Origin of the sequence: Oscillibacter sp. ER4 (assembly GCF_000765235.1) — a bacterium.
Lineage (GTDB): Bacteria > Bacillota > Clostridia > Oscillospirales > Oscillospiraceae > Hominicoprocola > Hominicoprocola fusiformis.
On the sequence record NZ_JPJG01000095.1, the window covers coordinates 1 to 15,882 of the forward strand.

Here is a 15,882-nt window from a genome sequence, read left to right on the forward strand (position 1 = left end):
CGGCAACGCCGCGCTATGGGCAGTGCAATCGGCAAGCATTGCAGCTCTTCGAGCTGCTCGCTTGCAATGGGAAACGCCTTTCTTTTGGACGGTCACACCGCCCGTTTTCTTTCTCGGGAAAGAAAATGGGGGGGTGGTTTCGTCCCACGCAGTGGGACAAGAGGTTCGAGGAGTTTACTCCTCGCTCTCCTCATGCTCTGTGAGCGCCATGGAAATGACGCTATCTCCCTCTTCCTTGAAGCGCATGACGATCACGCCCTGCGTGGCTCTGCCCGTCGTGCGGATGGCCTCCACCGGCGTGCGGATGAGGATACCCGCGCGCGTGACGAGCAGCAGATCCTCGCTGCCGTCCACGACCTTGACGCCGACGATGCCGCCGGTCTTCTCGGTCACCATGTAGTTCTTAATGCCGAGGCCGCCGCGGTTCGTGATGCGGTATTCCTCGACCGGCGTCTTCTTGCCGTAGCCCTTTTCGGTGATGGTCAGGACTTCCTTGCCCTCCTGGGCGCGGGCGGCGCCGACGACATAGTCGCCCTCGCGCAGCTTGATGCCGCGCACGCCGACCGCCGTGCGGCCCATCGCACGGACATCGGTCTCGTCAAAGACGACCGCCATACCGTCGTGCGTGGCGATCAGAATCTTCTGCTCGCCGTCCGTCTCGCGCACGCTCACCAGCTCGTCGCCCTCGTCGAGGTTCAGCGCGCGGATGCCGTTGTTGCGCAGGTTCTTGAGCGTCTCGACCGGCAGACGCTTCACCGTGCCGTTGCGCGTCACCATGGTGAGGAACAGATTTTCGGCGTTCAAGTCGCGGAAGTGGATCATCGCCTGCACGCGCTCGCCCGTCTCCACCTGGATGATGTTGACGATGTTTGTGCCCTTGGCAGCCTTGCCGCTCTCGGGGATCTGATAGCCCTTCTTGCGGTACACCTTGCCGGTGTCCGTAAAGAAGAGGATATAGTCGTGGGTCGAGGCGGTGAACACGTCGACCACCGTGTCCTCGTCGCGGGTGGTGATGCCCTTCTTGCCCATGCCGCCCTTACTCTGCGCGGTGTACTCGCTCGCGCTCGTGCGCTTGATGTAGCCGTTGCGGGTCAGGGTGAAGACACACTGCTCCTCCTCGATGAGGTCTTCAATGTCGATCTCGTCCTCGACCTCCTGAATTTCGGTCTTGCGCTCATCGCCGTACTTGTCGCGGATCTCAAGAAGCTCGTCCTTCAAAACGCCCTTGAGCATCGTCTCGTTGGAGAGAAGCTCGACAAAGTAGGCGATCTTCTTTTCCAGCTCGTCAAACTCGTTCTGGAGCTTTTCGCGGTCGAGGCCCTGCAAAGCCTTCAGGCGCATATCGAGAATGGCCTGCGCCTGCACGTCGGAGAGCGAGAAGCGTTCCATCAGCTTTTCCTTCGCGTCGTCGTAGCTCGTGCGGATGATGTGGATGACCTCGTCGATGTTGTCCTGCGCGATCAGTAAGCCCTGTAAGAGGTGCTCGCGCTCGCGCGCCTTTTTGAGGTCATACTGCGTTCTGCGCGTGATGAGCTCTTCCTGGAAGGTAAGATACTCGTCGATGATATGGCGCAGGGACAGAATTTTCGGCTGCTTCTGGTTGTCGACGAGCGCCAGCATATTGATGGCGAAGCTCGTCTGAAGCTGCGTCTGGGCGAACAGGCGGTTTAAGACCACCTGCGGGTTCGCGTCGTGCCTGACTTCGATGACGATGCGCATGCCCGTGCGGTCGGTTTCGTCGCGGATGTCGGAAATGCCCTCCAAACGCTTGTCGTTCACCTGGTCGGCCATGTTCTTGATGAGCATGCGCTTGTTCACTTGATACGGAAGCTCGGTGACGATGATGCGCGTGCGGTCGCGGCCGAATTCTTCAAATTCCGTGCGGGCGCGCAGGATGATCTTACCGCGGCCCGTGGCGTAAGCCGCGCGGATGCCGCTGCGGCCCATAATGATGCCCTTGGTCGGGAAGTCGGGGCCCGTGACGTGCTGCATCAGGTCATAAAGCGTCGCCTCGGGATTGTCGAGCACGCAGACGCAGGCGTTGATGACCTCGGTCAGGTTGTGCGGCGGGATGTTCGTCGCCATACCGACGGCGATACCGGAAGAACCGTTGACCAGCAGGTTCGGGAAGCGCGCGGGCAGCACGCGGGGCTCCTTGCGGCTCTCGTCGAAGTTCGGGTCCCAGTCGACGGTCTCCTTGTCGATGTCGCGCAGCATTTCGTTCGCGATCTTCGACATTCTGGCCTCGGTGTATCGGTAGGCGGCCGGAGGGTCGCCATCAATGGAACCGAAGTTGCCGTGGCCATCGACGAGCATATAGCGCATGGAGAAGTCCTGCGCGAGACGCACGAGCGCGTCGTACACCGACGCGTCGCCGTGCGGATGATAGCGGCCCAGCACGTCGCCGACGCAGGTCGCCGACTTTTTGAACGCCTTGTCGCTCGTCAGGCCGTCTTCGTACATGGCGTACAGGATGCGGCGGTGGACAGGCTTCAAGCCGTCGCGCACATCGGGCAGCGCGCGCCCGACGATGACCGACATCGCGTATTCGATGTAGGAGGACTGCATCTCGTGCACGAGCTCGCTCTGCACGATCTTTTGGTTGGGGAATTGAATGTCTTCGGGTTTGTAATCCACGTTTTTGTGTGCCATTTTCTTCGTCCTCCTCTCTTAAAAGTCCAGATTGACCGCGTATTTCGCGTTCTGTTCGATGAATTCCTTGCGCGGCTCGACCTTCTCGCCCATCAGCACCGTGAACGTCTCGTCGGCGAGCACTGCGTCCTCGAGCGTGATGCGCTTGAGCGTGCGCTTTTCGGGGTCCATGGTCGTCTCCCACAGCTCATGCGGGTTCATTTCACCAAGACCTTTGAAGCGCGAAATATCGACCTTTGCGTTCGGATTGTCGCCGCGCAGCTCGGCGGAGTATTGATCGCGCTCCTCCGGCGTGAAGGCAAGGCGCGTCGTCTTGCCGCGCGTCAACTTGAAAAGCGGCGGCACCGCGGCATAGACATAGCCGTTTTCAATGAGCGGGCGCATATAGCGGAAGAAGAACGTCAACAGCAGCGTCCGGATGTGCGAGCCATCGACATCGGCATCCGCCATGATGATGACCTTATGATAGCGGAGCTTATTGATATCGAAATCCTCGCCAAGGCCGGCGCCGAGCGCGATGATGACGGGCTGGAGCTTGTCGTTGCCGTAAATTTTGTCGGCGCGCACCTTTTCGACGTTCAGCATCTTGCCCCAGAGCGGCAGGATCGCCTGGAAGCGTGAGTCGCGTCCCTGGGTGGCAGAGCCGCCTGCCGAGTCGCCCTCTACGATGTAGAGCTCGGTGAGTTCGGGGTTATTCTCGTTGCAGTCGCGCAGCTTGTCGGGCATCGCCGCGCCGCCGAGGGCGCTCTTGCGGCGGATGGACTCGCGCGCCTTGCGCGCGGCCTCTCGCGCGCGGTTGGCCGTCATGGCCTTATCCAAAATCGTGCGCGCCACGACGGGGTTCTCCTCAAGAAACTGCATCAGCCGGTCGGAGACGATGCCGTCGACCAGCGTGCGGATCTCGGAATTTCCGAGCTTTGCCTTCGTCTGACCTTCGAACTGCGCGTTCGTGAGCTTGACGGAGATGACGCAGGTCAGGCCCTCGCGGCAGTCTTCGCCGCTTACTTTGTCGCCCTCTTTGATGATGCCGTTTTTGATGCCGTAGGCGTTCAAAACGCGCGTGAGCGCGGCCTTGAAGCCGGTCTCGTGCATGCCGCCCTCGGGTGTGTGGACGTTGTTGGCGAACGACAGGATATTTTCCTGATAGCCGTCGTCATACTGGAGCGCCAGTTCCGCGAACGAATCGCCCTTCATGCCGCTCATGTAGATGACGCTGTTGTGCAGGGGGTCTTTCTTTTTGTTGAGCCAGGTGACGAACTCGCGGATACCGCCCTCGTAGCACATCGAGTCACGGCGCTCGCTCTCGGGCTTTTCTTCACTCTCAAGGCGCTTATCCTCGATGGTGATGCGAAGACCCGCGTTCAGAAACGCCTCCTCGCGCATGCGGGTATGCAGCGTTTCGTAGGAGTATTCGAGCTCTTCGAACATCTCGGGATCGGGCTTGAACGTAACGGTCGTGCCCGTGTGGTCGGTCGAGCCGATGATGGTCATCTCCTGCGTGATCTTGCCGCGGGAGAATTTCATCTCGTAGATGTTGCCGTTTTTGTGGACCTGCACCGTCAGCCATTCGGACAGCGCGTTGACAACGCTCGCGCCGACGCCGTGCAGTCCACCGGAGACCTTGTAGCCTCCGCCGCCGAACTTGCCGCCTGCGTGCAGCACGGTGTAGACGACCTCGAGCGCGGGACGGCCCGTCTGCGCCTGAATGTCGACCGGAATGCCGCGGCCGTTATCCACAACGGTGATGGTGTTGCCCTCGTTGATCGTCACTTGAATTTCCGTGCAGTAGCCCGCAAGCGCTTCGTCAATGGAGTTATCCACAATTTCGTAGACGAGGTGATGCAGGCCGCTCACCGACGTCGAGCCGATGTACATGCCCGGGCGCTTGCGCACCGCCTCAAGCCCCTCGAGAACTTGAATTTCCGAGGCGTTATAATCATTGTTTTCATCCACCGCCGTGGATTGCAGGATCTCATTTTCTGCCATTTGGGTTCTCCTTTCGTCATCAGGCAGGAAGAACCGGGTCGGAGCCCTTTCCGGCCCGTTTCTCCCTGCCTCGAGCACTATTTTGATGGGAAAGCCGCTTACATCGCGGCTGTTGTTTTCTTCTTTTGAATCACGCAGTAAATACCGTACACCAGCGCCTGACTCATTAGGTACAGAAACAAAATGCCCGTGATTGGCCCGACGGGAAACGTCGAATCCGCACCGTGGAACTGCCAGAGCACTTCGCATGCAAGCCAGAAGAGCGCCGACACCTTCATTTTCTTCCGAAAGAGCCACTTGTTGCCCTCGTCCGTTTTGAGCCGCCACGTGAAATACACCGTCAGCAGCGTGAAAAAGCCGAGCGCGATGGGCAGTATCCAGCGCTCATTGTGGGGAAGGGAAAAGGGACTTGCCAGCATTGTCAAAGCAACGGGGATATTCATGTCTGCTCCTCCATTCTCTTTTGCAGTGTTTGGCTCGAAAGCTCGGATAAATAAACCAGCTGCGGGTGATACGGGTGGTCGCACACTAAAAACGACTTGGGAATGTCCTCGCAGGCGTCGATGACTAAGCTCTCATCCTCCGCCCGGCGGAGAAATTCTGATGTTCTCTTCGATTGCGACGTGATCTCGAGATCAAAGACGCCGATGATGTGCTTTTCGGGTAACATGACATTGTTGCCGATGTGCAGGTACATGGTACCTCCTCAGATATCGCGCTCAAAGGGCGCGGGGTGGTCTCCCATTGGCATGGGAGTGCGCAGTCAAAGGGGGGATTCTCTTTCCAAAGAGAATCCCCCCTTTGGAACCCCAAGAGAAATGCGAGGGGAGTCCCCCTCGACCCCCGACATTGCGGGTTTGCAGCTTGAATAACTGCACGCGCTGCGCAGTGTGGGTGCGGTGTACATGGCTTCGCCATGAATCTTCTGCGAGTCGTCACCACTCTCAACCGCGCCTTACTGTCGTGAGGCTCGAGTGACGTTTGCTTGGCGGCAGACTGCGTGCGGAATGCGGCATTGCTTCGCTCGCCGCATTGTGGAGTGCTCCAATAGACGGAAAATAGTCAGCACTTCTACAAGATCAGCAGAGCGGCAGCGGATAATAGAAGCAAACCAAATCGTATAGCAACTTCAACGCGGCAACGCCGCGCGCAGACATTTCCATTCCGGAGGCATAAAGGCCGTTCAAGCCCGAGACTGCCAATCTAAACGCCTTTCTTTTGGACGGTCACACCGCCCGTTTTCTTTCTCGGGAAAGAAAATGGGGGGTGTGGTCTTGCCGCCCGCAGGCGGCATATCCCAGCCGCATAGGTGCGGCTAAACTACCGCTCCCTGCGAGATATGGAACACTTTTCCACTCAAAAGTGTCCCCAACCGATCCTCTTCACAGCACGTGATAAACACCTGCCCGCCAAGGATGCGGTTGAGCACATATTCCTGCCGCCGTGGGTCCAGCTCGGACAGCACATCGTCGAGCAATAACAGCGGTGTGCGGGATGTGATCTCGCGGTAAATCTCCCGCTCGGCGAGCTTGAACGCCAGCGCCGCCGTACGGGTCTGGCCCTGAGACGAAAACTGCCTTGCGTTCACGCCGCCGATCGTCACGGCGATATCGTCCTTATGCGGGCCGGAAAGGCACATTCTTGATGCCCGTTCCGCCGCCGCGTGCGATGCCTGATGCGCGCGCAGCTGGTCGTAAATCGTTTCAATTGGCGCGAGCGGGTCTGAAATGGTCGAAACCGTCTGGTATTCGACGCCCAGCTCTTCCCTGCCGCCGGAGCATTCGCGGTGCGCGATGCCCGCATATTCCTTCAATCGCTCGCAGAACCGCGCACGGTAGTAGATGATGACCGCGCCGCTCTGCGCCATGCGCAGATCAAATTCCGGCAAAGTATCAAGAAGCGACGGATACTCCTCGCTGTCGCGCAGAATGCGCGTTTTGTGCTCGTAGGCGCGGTGATAGTCGCTGAGCGCCTGCGCGTAGCGCGCGCGCAGTTGGCAGAGCGCGTCGTCCATGAACTTGCGCCGCGCCGCCGCGCCGTCGCGGATCAGCAGCAGATCCTCCGGACAGAAGTAGACCGCGCCGAGCATGTCGCTGAGGTCGCTCCCCTTTTTCACGGGCACCTTATTGATGAGAATTTTTCGTCTTCTCCCCGCGGCGAGCGCAATCTCGAGCAGAAAATCTCGGTTGCGCGCAAACGCGTTCGCCTTGATGCTGCATTCGCTCTTGCCGAACGAAATAAGCTCTTTTTCCGCCCTCGCGCGCGGCGAACGGGCGGAAGAGAGATAGACGATTGCTTCCAAGAGGTTCGTCTTTCCCTGCGCGTTCTCACCGACGATGACGTTGCAGTCCGGCGCGAACGTGACATTCAGCGCGTCGTAATTGCGAAAGTTCCGCAGCGCCAACGCGTCAATTCGCATAGGAGACCGTCAGCTCTTTGCCGTCGAAGGCGACCGTGTCGCCCGGGCGGATCTTCTTGCCGCGCATCGTGCAGACCTCGCCGTTGACCGAAACGTCGCCGTTCTGGATGACGATCTTCGCCTCGCCGCCCGTGCCGACCAGATTCGCCAGCTTCAAGAGGTCCTGCAATTTGATAAATTCCGTGGTGATGGTAATGTCAGTCATAAAAAGTCCTTTACAAAGCGATTCCTATCAGAAATCGTTGTACCATTTTATACGATATGGATTCAGTTTTTTGTCTCAATTTGCCTTCAGGCGCACGGGCAGCACCATGTAGAGGAAGTTCTCTTCTCCCTCGACGGGAACGATGATGGCCGGCGAAATGCCGGTGTTGAGCTCCATTCTCACGGTGTCGGCGGGCGCGTAGCGCAGCGCGTCCATCAGATAACGGTTGTTGAATCCAATCTCAAGCCCCTGACCGTCGCCCGCGATGCGGCAGACGTCCTTTGCGTCGCCGTTGGCGGTCTTGGCGGACATCGTCACCTTGTCCTCGCCGAACTGGCAGCGCACGGGGCTCTTGAGCTTTTCACTGATGACGACGCTCACGCGCTCGAGGCTCTGGAGCATCGTCTTCGTGTCGACGACGACGTTGATGGGGTTTCTGCGCGGGATGGCGTTCTTATAATCGAGGAATTCACCCTCTAAGCGGCGGCAGATGAGCTCGGTCTCACCGACCTCGAAGAGAATATGGCGCTGGCCGAGCGTGATGGTCACGACCTCGTCGATCTCCTCGCAGATGCGCTCGACCTCATTGAGCGCCGTGCCGGGCGCGACGAACGAGAACGCGCCGCCCTCGATCTTTTCAAGTGCTTCCTTGCGAAGCGCAAGACGGAAGCCGTCGACGGAGACGACGGTCAGCCCCTCGGCAGATACCTCGAACAGCGAGCCCATGTGCACGGGGCGCGCTTCGTTCGTCGAAACGGCGAAGCTCGTCTGCTGGATCATGGACTTGAGCGTCTTTTCGGCGATCTGGACGGCGTACTTCTCCTCGACCTCGGGCAGCTCGGGGAAATCGGCGGCGGAGAGGCCCATGATGTCGAAATCCGCGTCGCCGCAGGTCAGGTGGATCAAAAATTTGTCGTTCGCGTTGAAGGTCACGACGTCGTCGGGCAGTCTTCTTAAAATCTCGCTGATCAGGCGCGCGTTGACGACCAGCTCGCCGGATTCCTCGACCTCGGCCGTAAACTTCGTGCGGATGCCGGTCTGCATATTGTAGCCCGAAACGGTCAGGCTCTCGCCGCCGCAGGTCAGCAGCAGTCCTTCGAGCGCAGGGATGGAGCTTTTCGCCGCGACGGCGCGGGAGGCGGTATTGACTGCATTTTGCAGCAGCAGCTTTTCGCAGGAGAATTTCATAGCGGCGTTCCTTTCGTAAAACGGGTGATTTTTTCTCTTTTGGAAAAGAAAAAGGATAGTTTTTAGAAATAGCAGCAGTAGAGGCGCAAAAATGTGGAAAACCCAATTTTTGCCCGAAGTGGCAAGGAAAATTTATCCCTCGTGGGTTGTTGAAAAGTTCTATCACTTTCCACACCCAAAATTTTGAAAAAATGTTTCCACAGCTTCCCTCTGCACAACCCTGTGGATAATGTGGAAAACTTTGTTATCTCTTGGAGTTGATGTTAATAGTGATCTCTTTGATCGTCTGGTTGAAGACGGGATCGGATTTCATCTTCTTTTCAATCTGCTCGAGCGAGTGGAGCACGGTCGTATGGTCGCGCTTGCCGAACTCGCGGCCGATATCGGGCGTCGACAGATTCGTCATGCGGCGCACGAGGTACATCGCGGCCTGACGGGCGTTGACGGCCTCGCGGCTTCGAGACGGGCCCTTGATGACCTCTTCGTCGATGCCGAAGTAGCGCGACGTTTCGGTGATGATCATCGCCGCCGTGGGGGCGAGGTTCGCGTTCTTTTTCATAAAGTCCTCGACTGCGCGGTGCGCGGCGTCGGCGTCCATCTCGCGTCCGATGAGATCGCGGTAGGCGAGAATCTTGTTCATCGTGCCCTCGAGCTGACGGACGTTGGACGTGACATTCTCGGCAATGTAACGCGCAATGTCGTCGTCGATGACGGTGCCCCACTGCGCAGCCTTATTCTTCACGATGGCAAGGCGCGTTTCAAAATCGGGCGGCTGCACATCGACAAGTAAGCCCCACTCAAAGCGCGTGCGCAGGCGGTCGTCGAGAAGGTGCATGTCAGAGGGCGGTCTATCGGAGGTCAGGACAATCTGGCGGCCGGCCTCGTAGAGCGTGTTGAACGTATGGAAAAATTCGTTCTGCACCTGCTCTTTGCCGGCGACGAACTGCACGTCGTCCACGAGCAGCAGGTCCGCGTCGCGGTACTTCGCGCGGAATTCGCTGCCGCGGCCCGCGCGCACGAGCTCGATGAATTCGTTGATGAAATCATCGCCCTTGATGTAGATGATCTTCGCCGACGGGCGCGTCGTGCGGATCTGATGAGCGATGGCGTAGATCAGGTGCGTTTTTCCAAGGCCGGAGTCGCCGTAGATAAATAGCGGGTTGTAGTGCCCCACGCCGTCGGCCACGGCGCGCGCGGCGGCATAGGCCATCTTGTTCGATTCGCCGACGACGAACGTGTCGAACGTGAATTCGCCGGAATCGAGCAGCGCGGTGGACTTTTTGACCTCGGGCTCGAAAAGGGCGGTGCTCTCCGCGGTGGAGAGGAGCTTTACGTCGAAATCGGCGGAGTAAATGTCCCGCAGGGAATCCTTGATGCGGTCAGAGAACATGGATTCGATCGTGCTGCGCTTAAAATCGTTCGGGCAGTGGAGATACAGCGTGCGGTCCTTGATGGACACGGCCTCCACCTCGTCGAACCACGTGGAGATGGTCGTCTCGGACAAGTCCTGGCTGAGGCGGGAGAGAACGATCTTCCAGATGTCTGCAACAGAGTTCACGGAAGCGCTCCTTTCTTTCTTTGGAATAAACGGCTGTGACAGCCGAAAATTTACTCCCTACATTATACCAAAAAACGCGCATGAACGCAACACATATTCTAAATATAAAACGCTGTTTTTTGCAGTGCAAAAGCCTTGAAAAACAGGCAAAAGGACACAAGAGATAGTTGCATGTTTCGATACGCGCCACAAGGTTTTGCGAGAAATGGAAACATGCACCAATTTTTGCATTTTTGGTTGACAGAATGCGGCAAAACCGATATAATACTCCCCGTATGCCGCATCAATACGGCACTATTTTTATCAACTGCGGTCCGCGGGGAGTTTTTCTCCGCCCGCCGTCGAGTAAGTGCAGTACCTCCAAAAGGGGTGCTGCCGGTAAAATTTTTTCAGGAGGTAAAACGAAATGGCTACTTCTCGCACCTATCAGCCCAAGAAGCTCCAGCGTTCCAAGGAGCACGGCTTCCGCAAGAGAATGTCCACTGCCAACGGCCGCAAGGTTATCGCTCGCCGTCGTGCACGCGGCCGCGCCCGTCTGACCCACTAAAGCGGGAGCAACTTGCGTATCGTATGCTACACATGAAACAATGAGGGACGGCCGATGAGAATGTGTTTCGATCGCCGTCCCTTGCAGGCTATGCGGAGAAATCCGCAAAAGCAGGGAGATCGCGCGTGAAAAGCACCACCACCGTCAAGGAAAATTACGAATTCCGCCGGATGTATGCCAAGGGCAAGTCCGGTGTTTCGTCCTGCCTTGTGGTGTATTATCGGAAAAACCGGCTGGGGCACAACCGCCTCGGCGTCACGGTCAGCACTAAGCTCGGCCACGCCGTCGTGCGCAACCGCGTCCGCCGCCGCATCCGCGAAATTTTCCGCCTGAGCCAGGGGAAGATGAAGCAGGGCTACGACTGCATCGTCGTCGCCCGCACAAGGGCCGCCCACGCGGACTACTGGGAGCTCAAGCGCGCGTTTGAAAAAACGTGCAAAAAGCTCGATTTGTGGGAGACGCAGGCATGAAACGCTTTCTGCTGTTTCTCATCCGGTTTTACCGCAGGGCCATTTCACCATACCGTCCCCCCTGCTGCCGCTTTATCCCCACGTGCTCTCAATACGCGCTCGAAGCGATCGAGAAGTACGGGGCGGTCAAGGGCGGCTGGCTTGCCTTCAAGCGTATCATGCGGTGCCATCCGTTCTACAAGGGCGGAAAAATCTACGACCCGGTCCCGTGACCGAACCTAAAACCACGGAGGAAACCGAAGAATGTCAACCATCGGCTACTATATTTGCGTTCCCTTCGCCTGGGTCCTGCGCACCTTCTATGAGCTGACCGGCTCTTACGGCTGGGCACTCGTGCTCTTCACGCTCGTCGTGAAGCTCATCACGCTGCCTTTCCAGATGAAGTCGAAAAAGAGCATGATGCGCATGAATCTCTTCCAGCCCAAGGTGAAAGAGATCCAGACGAAATACGCCAATAATCCCACGCGCATGAACGAGGAGATGCAGCTCCTCTACACACAGGAGGGCGTGAACCCCATGAGCGGCTGCTTGTGGTCGCTGCTGCCCTTCCCCATTCTGCTTGCCCTGTATTCCATCATCCGTCAGCCGCTCAGCCGCTTCATGATGCTCTCCAAGGACGTCGTGACGGAGATCACGACCCTTGCCACCACCCTCGGCTACAATGCTGAGAGCGTGCGCGTGGGTTATGAAGAGATCGGCCTTGCCAAGTTTATTTCCGACAACTTTGCGGATTTTTCCGGCAAGTTTGACGGCCTTCTCAACGTGAACTACAACTTCCTCGGCCTTGACCTCACGGTCATGCCGGGGGATGTGTGGAAGGATTTCTTCACCGGCGGCTGGCCCGTGATCGGCGTTGTGCTGATCCCGTTCATTTCCGGTGCTTTGAGCTTTCTGCAGTCCAAGGCGTCCATGGCCGGCAACGTCGCCGCTGAGGGCAACGACGCCACCGCCCGCTCCAGCCGCATGATGATGTGGATGATGCCGCTCATGTCGCTGTGGATCGGCTTTACGCTGCCCGCGGCTCTCGGCGTCTACTGGATCGTCAATTCGCTTCTCTACGCCATCCAGGAAAAGGTTCTGACCAAGTACTATAAGAGCCACATGGAGGACGAGCTCAGCGAGAAGGAAAAGCAGAAGCGAGATGACCGTCTGCGCCGCATGGAAGCCGCCCGCGAGCAGCAGCGTAAGATCGCCGCCGAGGAGGCGAAAAAGAAGACGCTGAAGGAAAAGCGCGCAGAAAAGCAGGCTGCCAAGGCCACAAAAAAGAAAAATTCCACGAACGAAAGCGGACGCGTCGGCGACCGCCCCTATGCCCGCGGCCGTTCCTACGACCCCGAGCACTACGGAGAATAATTGTAAGGAGCTTGTCTGAATGATCAAGTTTATTGACGTAACGGGCAAGACGGAGGACGAGGCGATCCAGAGTGCGCTCGCTCAGCTGGGAATGGACAGAGATGACGTTTCTGTTGAAATTCTTGAGCGCGCGAAAGCCGGATTCCTCGGCATCGGCAGCGCGCCCGCGCGCGTTCGCGTGAGCTACGACGACGGCAAAGCCGAAGAGGTCAAGCCGGTGGAAAAGCCTGCCGCACCCAAGCCCGAAAAGAAAGTTGAACCCGCTTCTGCGCCCAAGGCCGTGCCCATGTACGCGCCCGAGGTTTTGCAGAAAAAAGAATCCCGCGCAAACGACAAGCCGCGTACCGAACGCGGCGACCGTCCCGCGCGCGAAGACCGCCGCGAGAACCGCACTCCCCGCGCCGAGCGCGCGGAGCGTCCCGCCCCGCAGCCCAAGCCCATTGTCGACCTCGGCGAAGAGTGCCACGACGAGAAGAGCGAGCAGATCCGCGCGTTCCTCAAGGGTCTGCTTGAGCACATGGACTCCGCCGCTGAGGTCAGGGTCTACGAGAGCGAGAAGGGCCGCTACAAGGTCTATCTCGAGGGCGAGAAGCTCGGCGCGCTGATCGGCCGCCGCGGCGAAACGCTCGACGCCATCCAGCAGTTGACGAACTACAGCATCAACCGCGGCAGCGAGAAGAACCGCGCCCGCGTGCAGGTCGACGCAGAAAATTACCGCGAAAAGCGCGAGCAGAGCCTCGAGCGCCTGGCGGAAAAGGTCGCCGGCAAGGTGACGAAGTACCGCCGCAATGTCACCCTCGAGCCCATGAACGCCTACGAGCGCCACGTCATCCACACCGCGCTCCAGGATACGCCGAGTGTGACGACGTTCTCCATCGGCACCGAGCCGAACCGCCGCGTGGTCGTTTCTTACGACCGTACCAAGGCGTGAGTGATTTCCACATTCTGTGGAGAAATAGGGTCCCCTGCAAGCAGGGGGGTGCGAATAAAAGGGGGATACTCTCTTTCACGAAAGAGAGTATCCCCCTTTTGATCCCCCGAGAGAAAGGTTTTAAATTGGCAGTTTCGGGCTCGAATGACTTTTGTGCTTCCGGAATGGGAATGCCTGCGCGCGGCGTTGCCGCGTTGGGTGTTGCTAGACGATTTGATTTGCTTCTATCATCCGCTGCCGCTCTGCCGATCTTGTAGAAGTGCAGACTAATTTCCGTCTATCACCAGTCTTATCAATGCGGCGAGCGAAGCAATGCCGCATTCGGTACGCAGTCTGCCGCCAGACTACCGTCACTCGCGCCTCACGATAGTAAGGCGCGGTTGAAAGTAGTAACGACTCGCAGAAGATTCATGGCGAAGCCATGTACACCGCACCTACACTGCGCAGCGCGTGCAGTCTTTCAAGAATAAGACCCGCAATGTCGGGGGTCGAGGGGGCCTCCCCTCGTCCTTTCTCTTGGGGGTTCAAAAGGGGGATATTCTCTTTCGTGAAAGAGAATACCCCCTTTTACCCGTTCCCCACGTGGGCGTGGGGGTGAGAATCACTTTTTTTGATTTTTAAGTACCCCCAACGATTTGCACAGCGTGTAGGAAAACACCACCAGCGCGGCGGAGATCGCAATCGCGAGCACGTTGCGGCTCTGTTCGGAAAGGGCGAGCACGCCGGCGGCAAACAGCACAACGATCACGATGCCGGCAAGCATGGCCGCACCGCTGATGATCAGGGTGATCTTCGTGCGGCCCGTTATTTCCTGTTTGTTGAATTTCATTTTTCTTCCTCCTTGAGCTCGAGCAGCACGGGGCAGTGGTCGCTGCCCATGACCTCAGCTAAGATATCCGCGTTTTCGATGCGGGAGCGCAGGCGTTCGGAGACGATGAAATAGTCGATTCTCCACCCCACGTTCCGTGCGCGCGACTGGGCGCGGTAGCTCCACCACGAATAGGCGTCCGTCTTGTCGGGGTACAGCGTGCGGAACGAATCGAGAAAGCCCGAGGACAAAAGCTGCGTCATCTTGCCGCGCTCCTCGTCGGAAAAGCCGGGGTTAAAGTGGTTCGTCTTCGGATTTTTGAGGTCGATCTCCTCGTGTGCGACGTTTAAGTCCCCGCAGTACACGACGGGCTTGATCGTGTCGAGCTCGCAGAGGTACTGCCGCAGCGCATCCTCCCATTCCATGCGGTACGAAAGGCGGCGCAGCTCGTCCTGCGAGTTCGGCGTGTAGCAGCAGACGAGGTAGAAGTCCGGATATTCACACGTGATGACGCGCCCTTCGTGGCGGTGGATGTCCTCGCCAAAGTCATAGGTGACGGAAAGAGGCTCCTGCTTGGTGAACACCGCCGTGCCGGAGTAGCCCTTTTTGTCCGCGCTGTTCCAGTAGATGTGGTACTGCGGCAGGTCGAGTTCGATCTGATGCGGCTGCAGCTTCGTCTCCTGTAGGCAGATGACGTCTGCGTCGATGAAATTCACAAAATCCAAAAAGCCCTTGCCGATGCACGCGCGCAGGCCGTTGACGTTCCATGAGATGAGTTTCATTGGGGAAAAGTCCTCCGAAAGTTTGATGGTGAGACCATTGTACTATCCGGGGGAGGGAAAAGCAATAAAAATCACGGCGAGCCTCCCTCCATGCCGCGCAAAATGCCGCGTTCTGTTAAGCCAAAGCGGCAAAAACCCTCATTTTCTGCGGACTTTTTATCTCTCCACAGAGAAGCGTTTACAACGCTCGCTGACATACGGTAAAATAGACCCAATCACACGGTCTGGAGGAGTTTCCGCATGAAAAAGATCTTTCTCTCCGCGATCCTTGCCGGCGCGGTCATCGCCTTTGGCGGCACGGTGTTTCTGTCGGTGGAAAATACGGTCGTCGGGTCGATTTTTTTCACGATCGGCCTTTTTGTCGTCTGTACGCGCGGGCTGCATCTGTTCACCGGCAAGGTCTGCTATGTGTTTGACAACGACGCAGCCTACGCCAAAACGCTGCCGGTCATCTGGCTGGGGAATCTTGTCGGCACGTCGCTCATCGCGCTTGCCGAGAAGTGCACGCGGCTTGTATCCCTCAGCGCCCGCGCGCAGGGCATCTGTGAATTGAAGCTCTCCGAGCCGCTGTTCGGCGCGTTCATCCTTGCCGTTTTCTGCAACGTGATGATCTACATCGGCGTCGAGGGCTATCGCTCCAACCCGCACGAGCTCGGCAAGTATCTTGCGCTCTTTTTCGGCGTGTGCGTGTTCATCCTCTGCGGCTTTGAGCACTGCGTGGCGAATATGTACTACTTCACGATGGGCGGCGCGTGGAGCGGCCGCGCGGTTTTATATCTGCTCGTGATGACGGTCGGCAACGCCGTCGGCGGCGTAATCGGGCCTTTGGCAAGAAAGGTCTTGTCCCGCTGAGGGACGGGAATTCCCTGCGTGCCGCAGGGGTGCGCAGGCAAAGGGGGTATTCTCTCACGTGAGAGAATACCCCCTTTTGATCCCCCAAGAGAACGGCAGGGGCGTTTCGATCTCGCCCCTGCACCCCTAAC

General features: G+C 58.0%; 16 protein-coding genes. 6 read left to right on the forward strand and 10 right to left on the reverse strand.

Annotated features, from left to right (window positions below):
* Positions 1-174: 174 nt before the first annotated feature.
* The 8 genes from gyrA to dnaA all read right to left on the reverse strand — a co-directional run bounded on the left by gyrA (position 175) and on the right by dnaA (position 10,008).
* On the reverse strand, positions 175-2,652 hold the full coding sequence (gene gyrA / locus NI20_RS0112590; protein WP_052084698.1) for a DNA gyrase subunit A: 2,478 nt from the start codon (positions 2,650-2,652) through the stop codon (positions 175-177).
* Between the two features lie 18 nt (positions 2,653-2,670).
* Positions 2,671-4,638, reverse strand: a complete 1,968-nt coding sequence (gene gyrB, locus NI20_RS0112595; RefSeq protein ID WP_033121741.1) for a DNA topoisomerase (ATP-hydrolyzing) subunit B — start codon at positions 4,636-4,638, stop codon at positions 2,671-2,673.
* A 98-nt stretch (positions 4,639-4,736) separates the two neighbouring features.
* Positions 4,737-5,081, reverse strand: a complete 345-nt coding sequence (locus tag NI20_RS0112600) for a hypothetical protein (RefSeq protein WP_033121742.1) — start codon at positions 5,079-5,081, stop codon at positions 4,737-4,739.
* Positions 5,078-5,335, reverse strand: a complete 258-nt coding sequence (remB, locus tag NI20_RS0112605; RefSeq protein ID WP_033121743.1) for an extracellular matrix regulator RemB — start codon at positions 5,333-5,335, stop codon at positions 5,078-5,080. The genes NI20_RS0112600 and remB overlap by 4 nt, the downstream gene beginning before the upstream one ends.
* Positions 5,336-5,953: 618 nt before the next feature.
* Positions 5,954-7,057, reverse strand: a complete 1,104-nt coding sequence (gene recF, locus NI20_RS0112610; RefSeq protein ID WP_033121744.1) for a DNA replication/repair protein RecF — start codon at positions 7,055-7,057, stop codon at positions 5,954-5,956.
* A complete protein-coding gene (locus NI20_RS0112615) occupies positions 7,047-7,262 on the reverse strand; it encodes an RNA-binding S4 domain-containing protein (RefSeq protein WP_033121745.1) in 216 nt (71 codons plus the stop codon). Before NI20_RS0112615 ends, recF begins: the two co-directional genes overlap by 11 nt.
* A gap of 75 nt (positions 7,263-7,337) precedes the next feature.
* A complete protein-coding gene (gene dnaN, locus NI20_RS0112620) occupies positions 7,338-8,450 on the reverse strand; it encodes a DNA polymerase III subunit beta (RefSeq protein WP_033121746.1) in 1,113 nt (370 codons plus the stop codon).
* 244 nt (positions 8,451-8,694) lie between these two features.
* Positions 8,695-10,008: a chromosomal replication initiator protein DnaA gene (dnaA, locus tag NI20_RS0112625; protein ID WP_033121747.1), complete on the reverse strand. Its 1,314-nt coding sequence runs from the start codon at positions 10,006-10,008 to the stop codon at positions 8,695-8,697.
* A 406-nt stretch (positions 10,009-10,414) separates the two neighbouring features.
* Here dnaA and rpmH point away from each other — a divergent pair, with 406 nt between their 5' ends.
* From rpmH to jag, 5 genes are all read left to right on the forward strand, one after another.
* On the forward strand, positions 10,415-10,555 hold the full coding sequence (rpmH, locus tag NI20_RS0112630) for a 50S ribosomal protein L34 (RefSeq protein ID WP_033121748.1): 141 nt from the start codon (positions 10,415-10,417) through the stop codon (positions 10,553-10,555).
* Between the two features lie 125 nt (positions 10,556-10,680).
* Positions 10,681-11,025 (forward strand): ribonuclease P protein component, encoded by a 345-nt coding sequence (rnpA, locus tag NI20_RS0112635; protein WP_033121749.1) that lies wholly within the window; start codon positions 10,681-10,683, stop codon positions 11,023-11,025.
* Entirely contained in the window at positions 11,022-11,237 is a 216-nt protein-coding gene (gene yidD / locus NI20_RS0112640; RefSeq protein ID WP_033121750.1) for a membrane protein insertion efficiency factor YidD, read from the forward strand. Before rnpA ends, yidD begins: the two co-directional genes overlap by 4 nt.
* Positions 11,238-11,268: 31 nt before the next feature.
* Positions 11,269-12,378 (forward strand): membrane protein insertase YidC, encoded by a 1,110-nt coding sequence (gene yidC / locus NI20_RS0112645; protein ID WP_033121751.1) that lies wholly within the window; start codon positions 11,269-11,271, stop codon positions 12,376-12,378.
* Positions 12,379-12,397: 19 nt separating this feature from the next.
* Complete coding sequence (jag, locus tag NI20_RS0112650) at positions 12,398-13,309, forward strand: RNA-binding cell elongation regulator Jag/EloR (RefSeq protein WP_033121752.1); 912 nt, start codon at positions 12,398-12,400, stop codon at positions 13,307-13,309.
* Positions 13,310-13,910: 601 nt separating this feature from the next.
* On the opposite strand, the gene NI20_RS0112655 is transcribed toward jag, so the two are convergent.
* A complete protein-coding gene (locus tag NI20_RS0112655; RefSeq protein WP_033121753.1) occupies positions 13,911-14,138 on the reverse strand; it encodes a hypothetical protein in 228 nt (75 codons plus the stop codon).
* Positions 14,135-14,899 carry an exodeoxyribonuclease III gene (locus NI20_RS0112660; RefSeq protein ID WP_033121754.1) on the reverse strand — a complete coding sequence of 255 codons (765 nt, stop codon included), beginning with the start codon at positions 14,897-14,899 and terminating at the stop codon, positions 14,135-14,137. The genes NI20_RS0112655 and NI20_RS0112660 overlap by 4 nt, the downstream gene beginning before the upstream one ends.
* A gap of 240 nt (positions 14,900-15,139) precedes the next feature.
* Between NI20_RS0112660 and NI20_RS0112665 the strand changes: the two genes are divergently transcribed.
* Entirely contained in the window at positions 15,140-15,751 is a 612-nt protein-coding gene (locus NI20_RS0112665; protein ID WP_033121755.1) for a formate/nitrite transporter family protein, read from the forward strand.
* Positions 15,752-15,882: the final 131 nt, after the last annotated feature.